The organism is Nonomuraea sp. NPDC046570, assembly GCF_040645915.1.
Classification (GTDB): domain Bacteria; phylum Actinomycetota; class Actinomycetes; order Streptosporangiales; family Streptosporangiaceae; genus Nonomuraea.
Map to the genome: position 1 here is coordinate 20973 of NZ_JBEYZF010000046.1, position 20152 is coordinate 41124.

General features: G+C 67.5%; 19 protein-coding genes and 1 pseudogene. 9 read left to right on the top strand and 11 right to left on the bottom strand.

The window, feature by feature from the left end:
• Positions 1-7 precede the first annotated feature (7 nt).
• Complete coding sequence (locus tag ABZ911_RS38635) at positions 8-1663, bottom strand: serine hydrolase (RefSeq protein ID WP_358068072.1); 1656 nt, start codon at positions 1661-1663, stop codon at positions 8-10.
• 190 nt (positions 1664-1853) lie between these two features.
• Between ABZ911_RS38635 and ABZ911_RS38640 the strand changes: the two genes are divergently transcribed.
• On the top strand, positions 1854-2864 hold the full coding sequence (locus ABZ911_RS38640) for a helix-turn-helix domain-containing protein (RefSeq protein WP_358068075.1): 1011 nt from the start codon (positions 1854-1856) through the stop codon (positions 2862-2864).
• A gap of 68 nt (positions 2865-2932) precedes the next feature.
• On the opposite strand, the gene ABZ911_RS38645 is transcribed toward ABZ911_RS38640, so the two are convergent.
• From ABZ911_RS38645 to ABZ911_RS38655, 3 genes are read right to left on the bottom strand one after another with little or no spacing between them, the layout of a single operon-like run.
• Positions 2933-3937 carry a MerR family transcriptional regulator gene (locus ABZ911_RS38645; protein ID WP_358068078.1) on the bottom strand — a complete coding sequence of 335 codons (1005 nt, stop codon included), beginning with the start codon at positions 3935-3937 and terminating at the stop codon, positions 2933-2935.
• Between the two features lie 6 nt (positions 3938-3943).
• Positions 3944-4606, bottom strand: a complete 663-nt coding sequence (locus ABZ911_RS38650) for a HEAT repeat domain-containing protein (RefSeq protein ID WP_358068122.1) — start codon at positions 4604-4606, stop codon at positions 3944-3946.
• A 54-nt stretch (positions 4607-4660) separates the two neighbouring features.
• Positions 4661-4969, bottom strand: coding sequence for a Tn3 family transposase (locus ABZ911_RS38655; RefSeq protein WP_358068081.1), 309 nt, complete (start codon positions 4967-4969; stop codon positions 4661-4663).
• A gap of 135 nt (positions 4970-5104) precedes the next feature.
• Here ABZ911_RS38655 and ABZ911_RS38660 point away from each other — a divergent pair.
• Positions 5105-5323 (top strand): annotated as a pseudogene (locus ABZ911_RS38660) (VOC family protein); the annotation flags it as partial.
• Between the two features lie 40 nt (positions 5324-5363).
• On the opposite strand, the gene ABZ911_RS38665 reads toward ABZ911_RS38660, so the two are convergent.
• From ABZ911_RS38665 to ABZ911_RS38675, 3 genes are all read right to left on the bottom strand, one after another.
• Positions 5364-6185: a nitroreductase/quinone reductase family protein gene (locus ABZ911_RS38665; protein ID WP_358068084.1), complete on the bottom strand. Its 822-nt coding sequence runs from the start codon at positions 6183-6185 to the stop codon at positions 5364-5366.
• A 498-nt stretch (positions 6186-6683) separates the two neighbouring features.
• Complete coding sequence (locus ABZ911_RS38670; protein WP_358068087.1) at positions 6684-7280, bottom strand: cysteine hydrolase; 597 nt, start codon at positions 7278-7280, stop codon at positions 6684-6686.
• Positions 7277-8533 carry an MFS transporter gene (locus tag ABZ911_RS38675; protein WP_358068090.1) on the bottom strand — a complete coding sequence of 419 codons (1257 nt, stop codon included), beginning with the start codon at positions 8531-8533 and terminating at the stop codon, positions 7277-7279. The genes ABZ911_RS38670 and ABZ911_RS38675 overlap by 4 nt, the downstream gene beginning before the upstream one ends.
• A gap of 132 nt (positions 8534-8665) precedes the next feature.
• Here ABZ911_RS38675 and ABZ911_RS38680 point away from each other — a divergent pair, with 132 nt between their 5' ends.
• Both ABZ911_RS38680 and ABZ911_RS38685 read left to right on the top strand, forming a co-directional pair.
• Positions 8666-9601, top strand: a complete 936-nt coding sequence (locus tag ABZ911_RS38680) for a LysR family transcriptional regulator (protein ID WP_358068093.1) — start codon at positions 8666-8668, stop codon at positions 9599-9601.
• A 527-nt stretch (positions 9602-10128) separates the two neighbouring features.
• On the top strand, positions 10129-10920 hold the full coding sequence (locus tag ABZ911_RS38685) for an alpha/beta hydrolase (RefSeq protein WP_358068096.1): 792 nt from the start codon (positions 10129-10131) through the stop codon (positions 10918-10920).
• Between the two features lie 453 nt (positions 10921-11373).
• Here ABZ911_RS38685 and ABZ911_RS38690 read toward each other — a convergent pair whose 3' ends face one another.
• A complete protein-coding gene (locus tag ABZ911_RS38690; RefSeq protein WP_358068099.1) occupies positions 11374-11901 on the bottom strand; it encodes a GNAT family N-acetyltransferase in 528 nt (175 codons plus the stop codon).
• A gap of 53 nt (positions 11902-11954) precedes the next feature.
• On the opposite strand from ABZ911_RS38690, the gene ABZ911_RS38695 reads away from it, so the two are divergent.
• The 5 genes from ABZ911_RS38695 (at position 11955) to ABZ911_RS38715 (ending at position 17472) form a co-directional block, all read left to right on the top strand.
• Positions 11955-12587: a transposase gene (locus ABZ911_RS38695; RefSeq protein ID WP_358068125.1), complete on the top strand. Its 633-nt coding sequence runs from the start codon at positions 11955-11957 to the stop codon at positions 12585-12587.
• A gap of 228 nt (positions 12588-12815) precedes the next feature.
• Entirely contained in the window at positions 12816-13100 is a 285-nt protein-coding gene (locus ABZ911_RS38700) for a hypothetical protein (RefSeq protein WP_358068102.1), read from the top strand.
• 29 nt (positions 13101-13129) lie between these two features.
• Positions 13130-14281: an FxsB family cyclophane-forming radical SAM/SPASM peptide maturase gene (locus tag ABZ911_RS38705; RefSeq protein ID WP_358068104.1), complete on the top strand. Its 1152-nt coding sequence runs from the start codon at positions 13130-13132 to the stop codon at positions 14279-14281.
• Entirely contained in the window at positions 14278-16980 is a 2703-nt protein-coding gene (locus ABZ911_RS38710; protein WP_358068107.1) for an HEXXH motif-containing putative peptide modification protein, read from the top strand. The genes ABZ911_RS38705 and ABZ911_RS38710 overlap by 4 nt, the downstream gene beginning before the upstream one ends.
• Positions 16981-17208: 228 nt before the next feature.
• Positions 17209-17472, top strand: coding sequence for a hypothetical protein (locus ABZ911_RS38715; RefSeq protein WP_358068110.1), 264 nt, complete (start codon positions 17209-17211; stop codon positions 17470-17472).
• A 353-nt stretch (positions 17473-17825) separates the two neighbouring features.
• Here ABZ911_RS38715 and ABZ911_RS38720 read toward each other — a convergent pair whose 3' ends face one another.
• The 3 genes from ABZ911_RS38720 to ABZ911_RS38730 all read right to left on the bottom strand — a co-directional run.
• Positions 17826-18755, bottom strand: a complete 930-nt coding sequence (locus ABZ911_RS38720; RefSeq protein ID WP_358068113.1) for a CU044_5270 family protein — start codon at positions 18753-18755, stop codon at positions 17826-17828.
• A gap of 3 nt (positions 18756-18758) precedes the next feature.
• Entirely contained in the window at positions 18759-19343 is a 585-nt protein-coding gene (locus ABZ911_RS38725; protein WP_358068116.1) for an RNA polymerase sigma factor, read from the bottom strand.
• Positions 19344-19471: 128 nt separating this feature from the next.
• A partial coding sequence (locus ABZ911_RS38730; RefSeq protein WP_358068119.1) for a pyridoxal-dependent decarboxylase occupies positions 19472-20152 on the bottom strand: 681 nt, incomplete at its 5' end.

Consider the following 20152-nt stretch of genomic DNA (forward strand, 5'->3'; position numbering starts at 1 on the left):
GCCGCTGCTACGTCGTCGGGAGGCCGACCGCGTTGGAGGCGTCGGCCTCGAAGTATTCCGTCGTAGCGAAGGGGCCGGCGTGATCCTCGAAGAAGCTCCTGACGCCGTCGATCGAGTCATGGACGATGACGTTCACCGCCTTGGTCCCGTCGGTGCTCGCCACCGCCAGCGTCCACTTGGCACCCTTGGGGAGCTGGCCGTACGCCTTCTTCAGGGAATCCCAGAAACCGTCGTTGTCGGAAATCGTGGAAACAGCCATGACGTGCATCGTGGCATCCTCCTCATTTACTCTCGGGTTTACTCGGCAATTGATGTGAAGATACTGTGCGGCGCCATTCTTGAAGTCGTAGATCGCGACGGTCTGAGGGTCCTCGAGCGGATCGTCCGAAGGCATCAAGAAGTGGGTCTCGCTGATCGGGGACAGCTCGTAGTCGAGCTGTTCTGGTTTATTGAGGAGTTGCGCCTCCATGGGGTTCAGGGTGAATTTGAGGTGGAGCTTTCCGCGGTCGGCCGCCACTTCGTAGCGGGTGCCGGGGCGCTCGTAGGAGCCTTCGTACCTGGACAGATCGAGGGCCAGGGTCGGGTCGGGCTCCGGCAGGTCGGGGATCGTGACCGCGCCGAGGTCGGCCAGGATTTCGTTGAACACCTTCCGGTAGAAGCTGTCGCGCGGCCCGGCGTTCGCCAGCATCGAGACGGCGATGTTCGATTCCGGCAGGATCCGCAGGCGGGCGCTCTGGCTGACTGCGCTGCCGTCGTGGGCGTAGACGGTTTGGCCGTGCCAGTCGCACACGATGAGGCCGAGTGCCCATTCCGGCCCGAACATGTACGGGTCAGGTATGGGGACCCGCGACTCCGTCATCTCGCGGATGATGCCGGGTGAGACGATTCTGGTTCCGTTCGGCGCCTTTCCTTCGTTGAGGAAGACGTACGCCATCGTGAGCAATTCCCGGGCTGTCGTGTTGACGTTGCCTCCGGGGCCGAAGGAGCGCGGCAGGTGATCCAGCGGTGAGAGGATGGGTCCCTCTTCGAGGGATCGGATCAGGTATCCGGTCGCGGCCCGGTTCTGGTCCGCGTGCTCACGCCGGCTGCTCGTCGAGATCAGTCCCAAGGGGTCGAACAGGCGATCCTTCATGATGTCGTCCCACCGCTTGCCGTCGATCACCTCCATGATGCGGGCGAGGATCGCGTAGCCGAGGGCCGCGCTGTAGCCGTGAGTGTGGCCCAAGGGGTGGACCTGGCATGCGCCGGCGATGTTCTCCACCATGCGCTCGTACACGTCGTCGTCCTCGCCCGGATCTCCATAGTTCTCCTCGATGCCGTTGGTGTGGTTGAGGAGATGGCGGGGTGTGACCTTGGCGCTGACGCCGGGGTCGGCGACCCGGAAATCAGGAAGGTAGGTCCGCACCGGCTCGTCCAGGGCGACTTTCCCCTCGTCGACGAGCTGCATGAAGGCGAGGGCGGTCCATGTCTTGGATACGGAGCCGCACTGGTAGATGGTGTCGGTCGTCGCGGGCTCCCGCGTGGAGATGTTCTTGACGCCGACCGCGAAGTCGGTGATCTCCCCATTGCTGAGGACGCCGATCGCAGCACTCGGAATCCGGTACTCCGCGAGCAGCTCGGAGACGCGAGCTCGCATCCGGGTCACATCCAACGCTCTTGCCATAAGGGGTTCCTCGTCTGTCCGATTCTTTCCAGGCAGGAAAAGGCTACGTTGCATTTTAAGTCTCGTCAACGAGAGCCCCTCAATGAAGCCCTTGACATGCTGGGCTTTCAGCCGATCGTTGCAACAGCATTGTTGATAAATGCAATCCACGCCAACCAGCCGTTGCAATGTAATGTTGGTGAACGCACCCGTGAACCCGAACCGACAGGAGGGCGAGCCGATGCCCGGAGGCAGGCTGACCCACGAGGATCGCCGGCAGATCGCGATCTGGCTGGCCGAAGGGCTGGGATACGCCGAGATCGCCAGGCGGCTGGGCAGACCCACATCCACGATCAGCCGCGAAGTGGCACGCAACAACGCGCCCGGCGGCTACCTGGCCGACCGCGCCCAGCAGGCCGCCGGGCAGCGCGCCCGCCGCCGCAGACCGGTTCAGGCAACGGAGCCACCAGCCGACGGGCGGCCGGCCGAGTCCGTGCGCGGTTTCGTGGAGGAGTTCGCGACGCTGCTGGTCGGGACCGGCCTTCCCCGGATGCCCGCTCGCGTGTTCGTCTGCCTGCTCACCTCCGACTCCGGGGGCCTGACGTCCGCCGAGCTCGTACGCCGGCTGCAGGTCAGCCCGGCGTCGGTGTCCAAGGCCATCGGCTACCTCGAGGCGATCGAGCTGGTCAGACGCACACAGAATTCCGGCCGCCGCGAGCGGTACATCATCGACGACGACGTCTGGCTCCAGGCGTTCAAAGCCGACACCGGGGCACACGCCGAGGTCGCGGCGGCCGCGCGGCACGGGATCGAGATCTTCGGCGCCGGCACGCCCGCCGGCACCCGGCTGGGCCAGATGGCTCAGTTCTTCACCTGGATCAGCGAGCAGATGAACGGCAGCGGCCTCACCGACGCCGTCGTGCACGACGCGCTGACGGTGCTGGCCGCGCTGGTGTACGCCGCTCGGCCACTCACCGTGGACGACCTCGCCACGGCACTGGACTGGCCCATCCAGCGGGCGGCCGACGCCCTGGACGCGATCAGCCGTCGTCCGATCCTCTCCGACCCGCTCACCGTGGAGCAGTTCGAGCGCGGCGCGTACGCCATCACCCCGAGGCCGGACCGCCTGAGCTCCGCACAACGCGACGCACTGATCGTGGGGGGCGGACCAAGTAAGCCAGAAAGGGGCACGCCGCAGGTCAGAGGCTCTATCGATGCCTGATGTGTGATCGGTTGTTGGGCAGTGCCCTCGTGGTCCGGCGCCGCACACAGCACGCCAGGAAAGATCCGTCATCGTGCGTCGCGTATCCCGAGAATGTATGTCGCGGTAAGCGCAACGGCACGGTCCTCGTCATGTGACAGATCTGCGAGGGCTCGTGACGCAGTGGTTCCCGGGATATCCGCGAGCGCCTGTGTCAGCCGTCGACGTGCAGACGATTCAACGCTGCCGTGGGCGAGGCGATCAACAAGCCTGGTAGCGATCTGATCCGCCAACGCGGGACGACTCGCCAGCGTGCTCAGGGCATCGGCTGCATCGACGTCATTCGTCCCCTCGACGACGATATCGATGAGCGTCGGGATCGTGTCGGCCACTCCACGTGCCCCGAGTGCCAGAGCTGCATACCTGCGGACCACGATGTCAGGGTTCGCGAGGGCGTCCTGCAGCCTGCTGGCCGCCTCACCGTTCGGAATCTCGGCGATGGACTGGACGGCACGTTTGCGCACCTCGGCTACTGGTGAGGCGAGGCCCTCCGCCAGCAGCGCCAAGCCGTCATCGCCCGATTGCGCCAAAGCCCAGCGAAGGGCTCCGGCGACGTGCGGATCCGTTTCGCTCAGCGCTGCCTCGACCAGTGCTTCCACTGGCACCGAAACCTCTTCGACTGAGGACAAGGCCGCGCGCTGGCGCTTGCCGGCGCTCTTTGACCCCAACGCCTGCAGGAGTGCGACGACCTGGAGGACATCCTCCCAGCCGGCGGGTTCTACGGCGTCGATCCGACGCAGTCGCGTGAGCAACTCCGTCTCAGCCGCAATGCGTTCTCGCGTCTGGCGGATGAGGTTGTCGACGAGCTCCGAGGGCGTGAAGTCGGGATCATCGAGCGCGCGCCTGACGTCACGCAGCGACAACCCCAAGGACCGCAGGCTCTCGATATGGAAGATCCGTCGAACGTCCTCGCTGGAGTATTCCCGATAGCCTGCGCCGCTACGACCCGTTGGCCGCACCAGGCCAAGTGAGTCGTAATGCCTGAGCATGCGGGCGCTGACCCCGGACCGTCGTGCCACATCACCGATCAACACTGCCTGTCACTCCTCCTTGCTGGTGCTGCCGAGGGCTACGACGCGCTTGGCCTCCTCGATCGCGTACTCGAATCCGGCATCCGGGTCGCGCAACAGCCGTTCCGTGGCGATCGCGTGCGCGCGCACGCGCGGGTCGAGATCCTTCATCGCAGCGCGCAGCGTGGGCACAATCACCTCACCGAGCGCGACCAGCGCCCGGCTGAGGCTCAGCTGCATCTCACGTTCGCCGCGCCCGAGCTGTCTCGACAACACCGCGGCCAACTCGGGCTCTTCACCTTCGGGCACGAGCACGACCGCTGCCCGCCAAGCGCTCCGCGCCACCTCATCGTCGGCGTCGGACAGAAGCGCCCATGTGATCGCCGGCCACGCTTGCCGATCCCCGATCTTGGACAGCGTGTGCAGCGCCTGGCTTCGTGCCTGCGCACACTCCGAGCGGAGTTCCTTGAGAAGCTCTGGAACCGTCATGGATGCTGAGTGGCGGGTGAGTGCCCACGTCAGCATATCGCGCACATAGAATTCGGGTTCGATCGCGCATCGTTCGATGAGCTTGTCGATGAACCGCGGTCCAGGGGTCGTACCGATCGCCATCGCCGCCCGCAGCCGCACTGACGAGCGGCTGTCCTCCAGCTCCTGGAAAGCTCGAATCGTCTCCATGTCCTGTTTCTGCATGGTCATCGGGACCACCTCCTTGGCCACAGTGAAAACCTTGTCACTGTGTCAAGGTCAAGCGGGGTCACGCCGCGAGATCACCAGGCACCCTGGCCCCCAGGTCTCCACCTGGGTGCCGTCGGCGGCCTCCGCGCTGCCGTCCCCCCACGCCTTGACCACATCCAGTTCGGCAAAGGCGTTGACCACACAGGCGATCGCGGCGTTCAGCTTGGCGAGGTCGATGTGCCGGTTACGCACCATCGACAGCTCCCACGCCGAGATCCCCGACAGGTGCTTGACCGCCTCGTACGGGCCGACGTTGATGTCACCGGTGAACACCGCCAGCGAGTACCGGCCCAGCGGATCTTCGATCTCCGCGCCCACCAGCCCGCCGCAGAGCCCACCCGCATGACCAGGCCCCGGTGGCGCGACGAGCCTGCGCCGACCAGCTCTGGGGTATGACCACATTGCGCTCCCCCAGACCCGGGAGAGCCACCAACTGCCGGCCGACCGCCACGCGGACCACGGGAAGGGTTCGGCGGATTGCAGCCGACTCTGGTCTTCAGCCCCACTACCGAGCCCAGGTCGGGCAAGCTACGGCTGCACTTCGACGTCAACGCGACCGACCGCGATCAGGACGCCGAACTCGAACGCCTCCTGCAGCTCGGGGCGCGCCCGGCCGACATCGGCCAGACCGGCGAGGAGCCCTGGCACTGCCTGGCCGACCCCGAAGGCAGCTCCCCGGCTGGTCCGAGATCGTTTCCCAATTCCTCGGACTTCAGGCGAGGTCGAGAATCGGGATCAGTTGCTCCTCCTCATACGTCAGGTGCACTTCGAGCTCATCGATGAGCCGTTCGATCTCGGCCCGTACTTTCAGCGGATCCTCACCGGAAAGGGCCTGCTTCAGCTCTTCCAGGAGTACGGTGATGCGCTCGTGCTCCTTGGCCAGCCGCTCCAAGGTCGGAGCGAGCGAGGGATGCTGCTCGGCCAGGCCGGGGAACATCATGGTGTCCTCACCCGTGTGGTGATGGTGCAGCCCCTGGCAGACGGTCAGGCAGTTGATCCTTAGCTGCACGCCCAGGCCTGGCCGTCCTGAATCGGACAGTTCCTTGCGGATCAGCGCGAGTTCGCGGCGGAAGCCATCGTGCACCAGCTTGAGGTACGCGCCGCCCGACGGTGCGCTATCCCGGGGCGGACCAGTCACGCGAAGTGCGACGACCGGGATGGTGCGCGTCGTCTTGGCCTGGTAGTCGGCCCAGCCAGGGTCGCCTTCCACCGCGCGGGCGAACGCCGCGTCACGCTCGGTGCCCTCCAGGACCTCCGCCTCGACATCGAAAATGAGGACGCCAGTCTCGACGGTGGCGCGCGGGTTGGCCTTCAGATTGTGGTACCAGGCCGGGTTGTTCGGCGCTCCCCCGGCGGAGGCGATGACCAGCATGCGCTCGACGCCGTCGGGCAGGTAGGCGAGCGGGGTCGTGTACGGCTTGCCCGAGCGGGCGCCGGTAGTGGTGAGCAGGAGCAGCCTCGCTCCCTCGAAATAGCCACCGACTTGGCCGTTGTTGGCACGGCACTCGTCGATGACCTGCTCGTTGAAATCCATTCTTCTCCATTGGTGGTTCCTGCTGTGCCGTACTGAATGGAGAAGAGGACGGCGGGCCGCGGGCCCGCCCGGCGATCAAGCGTCAGCCGGGCTGCTCTCTGGTGCGTGGCCCAAGGCCGACCCGGCAGTCACGAAGGTCACGCTACTTCATCAAGATATTCTCCGCAAAAGTGGCACATCTGAGTGCTGGCGATCTCCAGGAGGTGGCCGCCCGCCGGTCCCGGGGCCAAGAGGCGTGGCTTTGTCGATCAGGGTGCTGAGCTGGCGATCACGATTCCCGTCGTCGTTCCCGCGCAGGGGCCAAGCGGCCAACATTGGGCAATGTGATCACCGAGCTCTCCCGTGAGGCGAAGGTCCAGGCGATGGAGCGAGCGTTCACGCTCTGATCTCCGCGGGTGCGCGCGCTGAATCACAGCAGGTCAGCGCGCACGGCCCCGCTACTTTGGGCTGGGGACCTCCTCGGGAGTCGCGTGCCACGCCGGGCGGGCGCGGCTGGGGTCAGTCAGCCCGCAGGAGGGTGTGCAACTCGGCGGTTTCGAGGATGTGGGCCCGTGAGGGAAGGACCTGATGGAGCAGGACGTCGTGCGCTTCGGGGTCAGGGTCGGCGACGCCGTCGGCCAGGACGTAGAGCTGGTAGTCGCGGTCGGCCGCGTCGAGGACGGTGGACAGGACGACGCCGCTGGTACTGATGCCCGCGATGATCAAAGTGGTGATGCCGTGTTCGCGCAACCGCTGATCGAGGTCGGTGGTGGATAGGCCTCCGTAGCGGATCTTGCGCACGATGATGTCTCCGTCCTGGGGAGCGAGACGTTCGTGGATAGCGGTGTCAAGGTCTGCGTGGTGCATGAGACGGTGCTGGGCGATCGGTGCGAAAGACCTGTTGGTGGGCGGGATCGCAGCCCAGTCGGCCTCGGTGAAGCCGACCCGGACATAGGCGACGGTGCCGCCTCTGGCGCGAACGTCGGCGATTACTTTTTCCATGCGTCCCAGCAGGGCTTCACTGTCGCTTTCGGGTAGCAGCGCGAGGATCGCGGGCTGATAGTCCAGGAGAAGCAGGGCGGTGTGTGCGGGGTCGAGCGCGGGGGCGGTGCTCATGCGAGTGTTTGCCTTTCCGGTGGCGCCTGGTCGGCGTTCTTGAGTTGGGGCGTGCGGTCGTGTCGTGGGAGGAGGAGCGGGGTCGCCAGGAGGAGGAGACCGGCGATCGCGATCGCGGTGCGGGGACTGGTGAGGCCGGCCAGCAGGCCCCACACGCCGGTCATGGCCGCGATGGTGGCTTTACTGGTGATCGACCAGGCAGACAGCGTGCGGGCGATCCGGTCCGACGGGAGCTGTTCGAGCCGGTAGGTAGCGAATACCGGGTTGAACACGCCCATGCAGGTGATCAGCCCGAGTTCGACGGCGATGACGAGGAAGAGCCCGGTGGGGCCGGGGCTGATGAAGGCCAATCCGAGTGACCAGCACGCGCGCAGCGTCCCGGCGGTGAGCATGACCTTGTGCTGTCCGAACCGTGCGAGGAGCGGGCGGGCCAGTCGCGAGCCGATGAGGCCGCCGACGCAGGGGACGCCGAAGGCGAGGCCGTACTGCCAGGGTGCGAACCCGAGGTCGCCGAGCATGAGGACGGCGAGCAACGGCGAGGCTGCCATGATCAGGCCGCTGACCAGGACAGTGTTGAAGAACAACGGGCGCAGCGCCGGGCTGGCGAGGATGTACCGCCATCCCTCCAACCGGTCGCCGGCTCCAGGCCGGGGCGGTGCGGCGGTTCGCGCGGGACGTGGCTCCCGCCTGCCGATGGCGCGGATCCCCGCGGCCGAGAGGAGGAAGCTGACCGCGTTGGCCGCCACGCTCGTCACCGGGCCCACCAGCCCGATCGCGGCGGTACCGAGCGGCGGCCCGAGCGCGGTGGCGGTCCAGGTCGTGGCCTCGAACCGCCCGTTCGCGACGAGCAGGTCCTCGGACCGGACGAGCGCCTTCAGACATGCTCCGCTCGCAGCGGTGAAGGCGATGTCGGCCGCGCCGACAACGACCGCCACAACCAGGAGTTGAGCGAAGCTCAGCCAGCCGAGCACGTAGGCGGCGGGAACGCTCAACAGCGCCGCGAACCGGATCAGGTCCATTGCGATCATCACCGGCCGTTTGCGCCGGAACTCCACCCACGGCCCGAGCGGCACCGCGACCACCGCCCCGACCGCGAGCCCCGCGGCGGCCAAAACCGACACCTCGGTAGGCCCTGCGTCCAGAGCGAGAATCGCGATCAGGGCGAACGCGTCGAACGCGAACCGTGTGCCGAACGTGCTGACCGCATACGCGGCCCAGAACCACCTGAACTGCCGCCCCAGCGACCTTCCCAACGCGCACCCCGCCATCTCCAGGAAACAACCACCCATTGATTTGAGAGATCAAAACGGGCAGCTAGTAGGCAGGTCAAACAACCAGCCGACCGAAGTCACACAACTGCGAGTTGTGCACTAAGGTCGGTCGGTGTGGATCTCGATGCTGTGCGCACGTTCGTCGCCGTCGTAGACACCGGCCAGTTCCAGCACGCCGCCGCAGACCTGTCGATCACCCAGCAGGCCGTCTCCAAGCGCATCGCCGGGCTGGAGAAGGACCTCGCCGTGCGGCTGTTCACCCGTACTGCGCGCGGGGCCCGGCTCACCATCGACGGGCAGGCGTTCCTGCCCCACGCGCGCGAACTGCTGCGCGTCGCCGAGCGCGCGGTCGCGTCCGTGCTCCCCGGCAGCCGTCCGCTGCGCGTCGACGTGATCGCCTCACGCAGCGCGGCCTCGGGCCTGATGCGCGGCTTCCACCGCGCGTACCCCGAGATCGAGCTCGACGTGGTGATGCTGTTCGATGTCGAGACGGCCGTCGCCGCCATTCGGTCCGGTGCGGTCGACGCGTCCTTCCGCGCCGTCGCCGTGCCCGGCCGGCCCCTTCCCGAGGACATCGAGTCCGTCCGGGTGCTCGACGAGCCGCTCCAGCTCCTCACCGGGCCCGCCCACGCGCTGGCGGGCGCCCGGTCGGTGACCGTTGCTCAGCTCGCCGGGCACCGGATCTGGATGCCCGGCATCGTCCCCGGTACCGAGTGGGCCGCCTACTACGACGATCTCGTCGCCGAGTTCGGCCTCACCATCGAGGCGACGGGCCCCAACTTCGGCTCCGACGCGCTCCTCGACACCATCGCCGACACCCCGGCCTTGGCCACTTTCATGAGCGAGCAGACCCGCCTGGTCTGGCCCGCCGACCACGGCCTGCGCCGCATCCCGGTGACCGACCCGACGCCCGTCTACCCGCACTCGCTCCTGTGGCACCGCGACAACCCCCACCCAGGGCTGGCCACCCTCCGCGCCCACCTCGCCGCCACAGCGACCAGCCACGACGCCGCCGGGACCTGGGCGCCGCGCTGGGTGATTCCGCGCTGAAACGCCGCCGCGTCTGCGATCACGGTAATGCGCGATGTGGGGGCGCTGTCGGCTGCCGGCGTCCCGGTCCACGCCGAGCGCGGGCCGCCGCGTCGGACCACAGGCCCACGCGCCATGCTTGGCGGCCGGTGGGCCGTACTTCCTCTGGCCGCCCAGGTGCCTGGCGAGGCCGGAGAGCGGGTCCCGCAGATCCGTCGCCGCACCGATGCGGTCGGTATCTTCCCCGACCACGCCGCGAGCCGAACGGACCGATGAGTGGGTCGAAGCCCGCCGTTTCATGACGGGAATCGAGCCCGCGCTGTCAGCTTGGGGATTATCTACTGACCTTGCTGCTCTGAGCTGGGAGGACAGGAGTGCAGGTCAGGTTCCCCGCCTGTTCTGGCACGCATCTGCACGCGGGCCATGGTGTGATGTCCTCGGTATGCAGCGAAGATACCGCCATCCAGCAGGAAAAGCTGTAGCGACTGCTGCACCAAACTGTTACGAAGGGCGGCGTACAAGCCCGTGGGCGAAAGGTGGCGGACAACGTGGGCGCGATCAGGAAACTCGTGATCGGCGATGTGCTGATCGTGGCGGAAGACCATGGTGGGAACGGCAGGGACGTGCTGCTCCTGCATGGTGGTGGGCGGACACGCAGGGATTGGGACGTCTTCGCGAAGCTTCTCATGAGCGCTGGGTTCCGGCCGGTGTCCATGGATCTACGCGGCCATGGCGAGTCGGGTGCGGCGCCGTGGTCGTGGCGGGAAGTCCTGGGGGATGTCGCTGCCGTCGTGGAGGAGTTTGGACTTCGCCGGCCTGTGATCGTCGGGCATTCTTTGGGAGGTATGGTCGCCGCGCTGTGGGCTGGGGAGCATCCGGAGTGTCCCCTCGCAGTCAACCTTGACGGTCACGGCAATCCAACACAACCTGGGCAGTTCCTCGGTCTGGACGAAGTGTCGGCGGCGCGTGCGTGTCAGGAGATGACCTCGTTTCTGGGTGAGATGGGGCAAGGGCTCCCCGAGTCATTTCTCCAAATCGCGAGAGAGATAGACGCTCTCGACCTTTTCTCTACTTATCGCTCTGCGCGTTGTCCGCTACTTATCGTCAGTGGTGATCTGAGGGCCCTCGCAGGTGTGTTCCCCGAACATCTCGCCCCTGCCTGGAATGCGTACTGCGCGTGGCTAGAGCACGAACTGAAGGCGGTCGCGCGTGAGGCATCGTCGGTGCGAGCAGTGTCCTTGCCCACTGGACATGATCCACATCTTGAAGACCCGGAAGGGCTGATGCGTCTCCTGGTCGGAGACCTCGCTCGGAGTAATGAGGGATCTTGGAGCGGGTGACGGAACCGAACCCGCGCTGTCAGCTTGGGAACCGGCTACTGATCTTGGTGCTCTGACCTGGGAGACAGGGGTGCAGGTTGGGGCGGGTCGAGTGACCGCGAGTGAGCCTGAAGGACCTCAACTTGCCGCCCGTTCTGGAAAGAAGCGGTCGACACAAACGCGGGCCAGATGAGGAAAGCAGATCCCGAGTAGCTCCGAGACGATCACCCGACTTGATCAACAGCAACACCCTCCTGCGCCGGCTCCGCACGATGCCCGACCCCGAGATCGGCGAGGTCACGGTGCTCGGCGTGGACGACTTCGCGCGGAGCGTAAGACCAGTTGGTCGCCGGCCGAGTAGGCGGGTGAGTCGACACCGGACGGTGAGCCGCGGCGCAATGCCGAAGAACGTCCATCGCCGTGCCCGATGGATCGAATAATGCCTGACCTCTTGCCCTACCCCGAATGTGCCGATCACGCTCCGGACTGCACTCGCGCGCGTTTGACCAGGCGCGCCTCCGGTACGCCCGTGCCGTCCCCTTCGTCGAGGCGGGTGACGCCGTCCTTGGTGAATCCGGCCTTCTCGTAGAAGCTCAGCGTGGTGGTGTTGGGGGCATAGGCGTAGACGCAGATCGGGTCGTGGCCACGGGTTTCGAGGTCGGTGAGGGCATAGGTGAACAGTTCGCGGCCGACGCCTGTGCCGATGCGGTCTGGTTCGATGTACAGGCCGTAGACCTCCGCGGCATCGGCTCCGAGGTCAGTGTCGCCATCCGCCGGTCCGGTGCGGCAGAAACCGATGACCGTTCCGTCGTGCTCGGCCACCCACAACCGGTGTTCCTGCGGAATGGCCGCCAGGTACTCTGTCCAGTCCGCTGCATCCTCGGCCGAATCCAGGGCGTCGAGGAGCGCTTCCGGCATGAAGCCGACGTATGCCGAACGCCAGGCACGGACCTTGAGATGGCCGATGGCGGAGGCGTCGCTCACTGCGGCAGCTCGGATCACGAGCGAAGCGTACAAGACCCTAACCTCCGGCTTTCGCGCAGGTTGATCATTCGCTGTCCTACTCGATCGGGCTCACCCTCACCGAGGAGGTGCAGCTGGCCGTCCTGCGCCTGCCGAAGACTGCCTGGACGCCCGCCCACGACGCCGACCGGCAGGTACGGCCCGGCGCCTGGGTGGCCGAACTGACCGGCTGGCCCAAGGGCATGCGCGTCATCGCCCGCAAAGAACGCCCGCACCCCGGCGCCCAACTGCGCTTCACCGAGGTCAACGGCAACCGCGTCACCTGTTTCGTCACCGATGCCAAGCACGGCCAACTCGCCGATCTGGAACTACGCCACCCCGCCGAGCCCGCGCCGAAGACCGCATCCGCTGCGCCAAGGACACCGGCCTGGCCAACCTGCCGCTGCACGACTTCGCCCGCAACCAGATCTGGACTCGTCGCACTGGCCTGCGCACTCCTCACCTGGCTGCAAATGCTGGCCCTGCCCGGCACCACCGCCCGAACCTATGAGCCCAAACGCCTGCGCCTGCGGCTGTTCGCCGTGGCCGGACAACTGGTGCGCGGGGGCCGCCGTCAGCGCCTGCGCATCGCCGCCCGATGGCCCTGGGCCCGCGACATCCTCGCGTTCAACCGACCACGCCAAGATCACGAAAGGTCGAGGCCAGCAGCAACTCGCCGCCGTTGAACTGCACGTTGGCGAAGCCAGCCGCCGGCAACCTGCGCGTTCTCCAGCCTGATGCGACGCTTGACCAGCTCTGATTTGTCGAAAGGTACGGCGCCGCCGTTCGATCCGGGCATGGTCCATCCGCAACGCCCCGCCGGCGGATATCAAGATGAGTTCACGTGGCTGGATAGCGGTCTTCTTCTTCCGTACGATTGATGGTGATGCCAGGCTCGCATTCGAGGTGAACGAATGGCCATGGACGAAATCAACAATACCGAGGATCCCAAACCTCTGGAAATTCCAGATCTTGATCTGCGGTCGATGGACGCCCTGGAGGGGACCGCGCTGGGTCAGATTCTCAACGATCTGTACGGCGCGGACGTGGACGTCACCGCAGAGAGCGGACGCCTCGGCCAGATCTTCAGCTCCCACTCCTCACACAGCCGTTTCAGTTCGTTCAGCTCATTTAGTTCCTTCAGTTCGTTCAGTTCGTTCAGCTCCTTCAGCTCGCACAGTTCCTGGTCCGGACGGTAGTCGGCGTGCCCGGTACGAGTTTGCCCCCGGTGGCCGCCGAGCCGTTCAAGTCGTTCATCTGCAAAGTGGACTCCCGCTGCAATCTGGACTGCGACTACTGCTATGTGTACCGGCACGAAGATCAGTCCTGGCGCCGCCAGCCGCGGCGAATGTCGATGACCACAGCCGCCCGACTCGGGGCGCGCATCAACGAGCACGCGCTGGCCCACGGGATGCCGCAGGTCGATTTCATCCTGCACGGCGGCGAGCCTCTCATGCTCGGCCTGGGCTACCTGCGCGAGCTGTGCACGACGGTGACCAGAAACGCGCCGGACGTAAGAATCCGCTGGAACGGCCAGACCAACGGCACAACGTACACGCCGGAGGTTCAGGAGTTCTGCCGGGAATGGGATATGTCTTTCGGCCTGAGTATGGACGGGCCGCGCGTGGCCAACGACCGGCACCGGTTGGACCACGCCGGACGTTCGATGTTCGACCGGCTGGAGCGCGCGCTTGAGTTGCTGAGCAGTGCTGACGGGCGTCGGCTGTGGGGTGGGATTCTCGCGGTCATCGATCTGGAGAACGACCCACTGGAGACGTACTCCTATTTCCGGTCATTCAATCCACCCTCGATTGATTTTCTGCTGCCGCTCGGTCATCACGACCACCGGCCGCCCGGAAAGGAGGGCGACCTGTCGGCCACGCCGTACGCGGACTGGCTTTTGGAGATTTTCGACGTCTGGTACGGCGAGCGCCCGCAGCCCATCCGTATCCGGCGCTTCCGCGACATCATTGCCCTCTACTTGGGGGCCACCCGCAGCTCCGAGGAATGGGGCCTGCAACCCGTGGACTTCGTGGTGGTCGAGACCAACGGCGAGATCCAGGCCGTGGACACGCTGAAGGTCACCTACTCTGGGGCCTGCGATCTCGGCATGAACATCTTCACTCACAGTTTCGACACCGCGCTCACCTCACCGATGGTGCACGCGCGCCAGCAGAACTGGCACACGCTCAGCGACGTCTGCCGCGCCTGTGACCTTGTCCGGGTCTGTGGCGGCGGCTATTTCCCGCAGCGGTATTCGCGGGCGAACGGATTCCGGAATCCATCGGTCTACTGCGCCGACCTGATGAAACTCATCCGCGTGGTGACCGGTCGGGTGCAGGGGGATCTGCTCAGGATCTCTGCCCAGGGAGCGAGATGAACGCGGAGACGACCGCCTCGTTCGTGACCGCGGCCGGGTGGACCCCGGCCAATCAGGCGGTGTTCACGGCGCGGTACTACCACACCCTCGTCGGCATCCGGGAGCTGCGGCGGCGGCTGGGCGAGCTCGCGCCCCGCTGCCTGGCGGAGTCGGGGTTCGAGGCGAGCTTCGAGGCGGTCGCGGACGCGCCGACGGAGGTACAGCGGCGGGTGCTCGGGCATCCGAGCGCGGGGTTCTGGGCGGACGTGGGGTGGAATCTGCTTACCCGTCGGGCTCCGGAACGATTTCCCCGCGTGCATGTGGTCCCACATCTCCGAGAGTTCGTCAGGTTCGCGGCCAGCGCGGCGCTGCTGGCGGGTAAGGGCACGGTTTCCGGGGCGGTCCGGGCCGATCGCGCCGGGCGGGTGAGTCTGCCGGGTTCCGGGGTGAGCATCGGGTTCGGCCAGCCGTACACCATGGTGGACTTGCGGGTGCACGGTGGCGAGGTGGCCGGAGAGTCACTCCGGGTGCCGCGACTGGCGGCGGGGCCCGAATTGAACTGGCTGGATGAGGATCTGCGGCTGGGTGGGCGCACGCCGTACAACTTCGCCGACTTGGACAGGGCGCAGGCCCGGCACTGGCTGCAGGTGCTGGACGGGCACCTGGACACGATCACGACGGCCTGGCCGGAGCTGGGCGAGGAGCTGGTCCGGGGGGTCGCGGCGATTGTGCCGACCCTGTCGCCTGATCCGGCGCTGCACGTCAGCGGCAGCTTCCGGGAGGCTCCCGGCCTGATCGCGCTCTCTCTGGGCGAGCCCCTCGCCACCGTCGAGGCGCTCGTGCACGAGTACGGTCACCAGAAGCTCTACGCCATCCTCATCCTTGACCCCATGGTCGTGGACGATTCGGGAGAAGCCCTGCATTACTCGCCCTGGCGGCCGGACCCGCGTCCACTGAGCGGGCTGTTGCAGGCGACCTACACGTTCGTGCAGGTGCTCGACTTTTACCTGGCGCTGCTCGACGTGCCGAACGAACTCGACCATACGGCGGTGATCGAGCGGGCCTACCAGGTCGGCCGCAAAGTGGAGACCGGTCTGGAGGTGCTGATGGGGCGGGCAACCTTCTCGCCCGCCGGAGAGGTGCTGATCAGCACCATGGTCAAGCGCCTCAACGAGGTCCGCGATGCTCTGCCGCGACCGCCGATCGAGGTCCGCGACCGCGTGGACGCCGCCTGCGCGGCTCACCGCGCCCGCCACACCCGACACTCCCCCATAAAGACCGAAATTTCGGCAGAAGGTGATACGGAGACGCTGGCTCGGCTCGGGCTCCCCCCGAACTGGACGGCGGACGCCATCCTCGGCCGCTGGTACGCCGGGGACTCCCTCCTCGACGCGGTCCGCGCGGCCCCCGCCGACCTCGTCCTGCCTCCGGGAGACTCCCTGGTCGCCGACCTCGCCGCCGCTCATCTCGCCTACGTCCACGACGACTATCCGACTGCCGCCGAACGATACGAGGCCTGTGTCCGGCGCAGTCCGCGAACTCCCTATCTCTGGCAGTGCTACGCCTTCGCCCTGCGCCACCTCGGCCGCCGCGACGAGGCGCTCTATGTGCTCACCCACACCCCCACCCTGATGGAGACCGGATACCTGCCCACCGGCCAGACCTCGCTCATCACCCTGCCCGATCCCGAGCCGAGGCCGGTCGTTCCGGACAAGCCGCCGCCGAACTTCACCGAACCCATGGTCAGCCCGTCCGCCGCGCGGGAACTGTGGTCGAGCCGCTACCGTGACTTCGTCGAAGCCATCGGCGGCGCCCAATTCCCCACCCTCATCGCCGTCGCCTGCGGCCTGAAGCCGTCCATGGACGTCTGGATCCCGGCCGAAGGCTGGCAGGTGTTCCTGCGCGGCGTCCACGACCTGGACCTGCTGTACCACGTGGACGCCTGCTTCGACCGCAACTCCCCGCAGATCGCCCAGGTTCCCCCGGACCAGCTCACCACCACCCGCGCCGCCCTCTCCGCATCCCTGCTCCCCGGCACCGAGGCGCACGTGTTCCTCGCTCGCGACCCCGTCGCCCTCGACCGGGTCGTCGGCGCGGGCTGGTACCCGCTGATCATCGATGGCGTGGTCGTCAACAAACACCGCGCCGACCACGACAAGTTCGGCGACGCGCTCGGCTATCCCCCCTGCTGCCAGGACTTCTTCCGCCACCGCAACAATTGGAACGACGACAACACCTACTACGCGGCCCTGCTGAACACCGAGGGTGTGCCCTCCCCGCTCTGCAACCCGTTCCTGAGGCACACCGCCTTCGGGCTCGTGCCGTACATGCCGTGCTCCTACTCCTGTCCCGCCACCATCGAGTACGCCTCCCGCCTGCGCGACCGCATCGCCACCGAGCTCCCCGGCTACCTGGCCGCCATGGACCACGCCCTCAGCAAGACCGTGCTCTGCGTCTCCGAACTGCGCATGTACTGGTTCCACGGCGAGCGCGTGAATCGCCACGCCGACCAGGTCGAGATCTGCTACAACGGCGTGGAGTCTCTCTACCGCGTCGAAGCCGAGGACCCGCTGCACGAACTGCTGAGCGCAGGCGACCGCTGCGTACTCGACGGCGAAGTCCTGCGCGTCCACCGTGGGAACGCCTACGTCGGCGGCTACCAGACGCGAGGAGACCGACATGGCCCGGAGTGCCCGTTCGTCATCTCCTTCTCCGGCTGACCGCGAGGCCCACCGGCGTCGTCTGCTCGCCATCGCCGCCTGCGCCGCCATCGCGCTGGGCCTCGGCGGGTACGCGCTGTGGTCGGGCCTCGAACAGGGTGACCAGCTGTCCAGCGTGGTCGCAGCCATCTCCGGCATGCTCGGTCTGGCCATCACCAGCCTCGCGAACAGATCCAGCGGGCACTGCGGGACGCCTGGCCCGCGACCGGCGACGATCCTGTTGTCACCGTGCTCACCGGCATCCCGGGCGCGGGCAAAAGCATGGCGGCGGCCTCATATGCGCGCGCCCGCCAGGCCGAGGGCTGGCGGCTGGTGGTCTGGCTGTCCGCCCAGTCAGCCGACCAGATCCAGGCCGGGCTGAGTGCGCTCGCCCACCATCTCGACCTGCCACGGGAAGGCGAGGAGGCAGCGTCGTCCGCCCGGCGACCATCCTGGTCTCGGTCGCTCGGGCCGAGCAGGTGGATCCCGACGCCCGGGTGCTGTTGGACGTGATTGCGCTGCTCTCGCCCGGTGGCGTCCCACGGCACCTGTTCTCGGCCGCGATCGGTGCCGCCGGGAACCGGCTCGACGACACCTTCGCCGTCCTCGCCGACGCCTCACTGATCACCTTCAGCCACCATAGCCATCCGAGAGAGGTTCGACCGTGCCCGCACCCCCCGGACAGGCCGGTTCGTCCGCTGGCTCTCCTCCCGGCGGTACTACCTGCCACGGCCGGACCTTTGAGCCGCGGCGACTGTGCGGGACCTGTCAGTCGTCGGGCGTCGGGTCCGGCTGTCGCGTTGATCTGGCCACCGCCGACCGGTCACAGTTCGAGCGCCTACTCCCCCTGATCGACTGGCACCGACTCAGGGTGTGTCACCCGCCCGGTCCACGATTCCCGAGCCGAGCACCGACATGCCCATGCTCTGGCCGTCGTGCACGGCCTTCACTCCCATGTAGCGGTAGTCGCCCGGGTTGAGCACGTAGTAGAGCTTGCCGTGCTCGCCCGCGTCGAAGACCACGCCGACGCCGGGGCGGCCGTCCATGTCCGTGGCGCCCTCCTCGACGGAGACGTGAGAGATCTTTGCCAGCGCCCGGAACATGGCCGCGGCCGTGTCCGGCGGGATCACGGGCCCGTACTTCAGGTACCACCCGATCGTCCCGAACGCCTTGGCGTCCTGCGCGATCTCGGGCGGGCAGGACGGCACGCAGATCGACAGCGGCGTACGCTCCGGAGCGCCGCCGCGGAAGTGCCGCAACAGCGCGTCGGGATCCGCGGGCAGGGCCTCCACCTCCTGCTGGGTGCGCAGCACGTTTGTCGGTCCCTTCTCCACCGGGCCCACCTTCAGCTCCCTGCCCTCCTCGCGCAGCGCCGACCTGAATCCGTCCATGCGGTTCCAGGTCTCGAACGCCGGCAGGTCAGCTCCCATGTGCTGCGACTCCTTGAGGTAGAACCACTGGTCGGGCCGGATCTCGGCGGCCGTGCTTTGGGCCGCCATGAGCGCGGCGCGCTCCAGCACCGTCGCCGCGCCGCTCGGTCGCGCCACTGCGCTCGACGGGGCCGGCCGCTCCTCCGGCCCGCCCCCGCTGGGCCGGAGGAGGACCGCCGCGGTCGCGGCCGCCAGCACACCCGCCGTGGCCAGCGCGAGCCCGAACCTCATCCGGTACGCGGGGCGCGCGCGTCGCGAGGGAGCCCGCTCCACGTGCCCGGCCATCCTGAGCCGGACCCCCGACACGTCGGGGCGCTCAGGAACCTCGCCGCGCATCTCGCGCAGCAGCTCAATTTCGTCCACCATGGTCTACCCCTCTTCCGGATCGACGCCGGACAGCACCCGGCGCAGTTTGGTCCTCGCCCTGTTCACCCGGGACCGGACGGTCCCCACGGGCACGCCGAGCGCCGCCGCGGCCTCCTCGTACGTCAGCTCCGCCCAGACCACCAGCAACAACGTGTCCCGGTGCGCCTGGGAGAGCCCGGCCAGCGCCTTCGCCAGCCGCCTGCCTGCCGCACCCGCGCTCACCCGCCGGTCCACCTCGTCCGTGAACGACTCGGTCACCGGGTCGATCCCGGTGCGGCTCAGCGCCTTGTACAGGCCGATCTCACGGCGCCGGTGCCTGCTGACGAGGTTGGTGGCGATCCCGTACAGCCAGGACCGTTCGTCGCCCCTGCTCCCGTCGTACGACGCCAGGTGCTGCAGAGCCACGGCGAATGTCTCGGCCACGATGTCGTCGGCAGGCTCAGGGCCCAGGCGCCGGATGACGTAGCGCTTCAGCTCGGGGGCGTGACGGGTGAACAGGGTGGCGAACCGCTCGGATTCGCGCCAGGGCGGTGGGCCCTCGGCGGCGTGGGGCCGAGGTATGGGAGCCGCCCGGCTCTCGTGTCGCATCTGTCGCCTCTCGGATGTCCTCGGACATGACACGAGTAATTGCCATGAACACGGGCGGCGGTTCCATGATTCTCGACGATCCTGGGCGCCCCAGAGACGATCCTGGACAGCGCTCCCCTCGCCAGCCCTCACCCCTGCCGGTGCTCGCCCGAACGTTGGCATGATCGGAGGGCGCCCAGGATCGCCCGGACCGAGCGGTCGACGTCGTCCTCGGTGGTCGACCAGTTGGAGACCGAGATCCGCATGGCGTAGCGGCCGCGCCAGGTGGTGCCGCCAAGCCAACAGGTGCCCTTGCGCTGCACCGCCTCCACCACGCGCCGCGTCAGCGTGTCGTGGTCGCCGTCGTCCGCCCGAAAGGCGACCAGCACCTGGTTGAGCATCACCCGATTGAGCACCTCCACCCCGGGAACCTCGCACAACTGGTCCGCGAAGCGCCGGGCGAGCTCGCAGGTGCGCTCCACCAGCTCGGTCACCCCGTCCCGGCCGAGGGCGCGCAGCGCCGCGTACACCGGTACGGACCTGGCCCGCCGCGACCACTCCGGGTTCCAGTCGATCTGGTCGCGGGTCTGCTCCGACAGCACGACGTACGGCGCGGCCGCGGCGGAGATCCCCATCGCGGCGCGGTGACTCGCCGGGTGGGCGCAGAGCGCGATGCCGCAGTCGAAGGGCACGTTCAGCCACCTGTGCGCGTCCGTGGACCAGGAGTCGGCCAGTTCCAGCCCGGCGGGGCGCAGCCGCCGGCTGGCCGCGGCCCACAGCCCGATCGCGCCGTCCACGTGCACCCACGCTCCTGGAGCGTGCTCGCGGGC

Bases quoted from the DNA above. Each gene is read 5' to 3' on its own strand.
- ABZ911_RS38635 (WP_358068072.1), bottom strand. From the start codon at position 1,663: ATGGCAAGAGCGTTGGATGTGACCCGGATGCGAGCTCGCGTCTCCGAG.
- ABZ911_RS38650 (WP_358068122.1), bottom strand. From the start codon at position 4,606: ATGCAGAAACAGGACATGGAGACGATTCGAGCTTTCCAGGAGCTGGAG.
- ABZ911_RS38665 (WP_358068084.1), bottom strand. From the start codon at position 6,185: ATGGATTTCAACGAGCAGGTCATCGACGAGTGCCGTGCCAACAACGGC.
- ABZ911_RS38670 (WP_358068087.1), bottom strand. From the start codon at position 7,280: ATGAGCACCGCCCCCGCGCTCGACCCCGCACACACCGCCCTGCTTCTC.
- ABZ911_RS38700 (WP_358068102.1), top strand. From the start codon at position 12,816: ATGGCCATGGACGAAATCAACAATACCGAGGATCCCAAACCTCTGGAA.
- ABZ911_RS38710 (WP_358068107.1), top strand. From the start codon at position 14,278: ATGAACGCGGAGACGACCGCCTCGTTCGTGACCGCGGCCGGGTGGACC.
- ABZ911_RS38720 (WP_358068113.1), bottom strand. From the start codon at position 18,755: ATGGTGGACGAAATTGAGCTGCTGCGCGAGATGCGCGGCGAGGTTCCT.
- ABZ911_RS38725 (WP_358068116.1), bottom strand. From the start codon at position 19,343: ATGCGACACGAGAGCCGGGCGGCTCCCATACCTCGGCCCCACGCCGCC.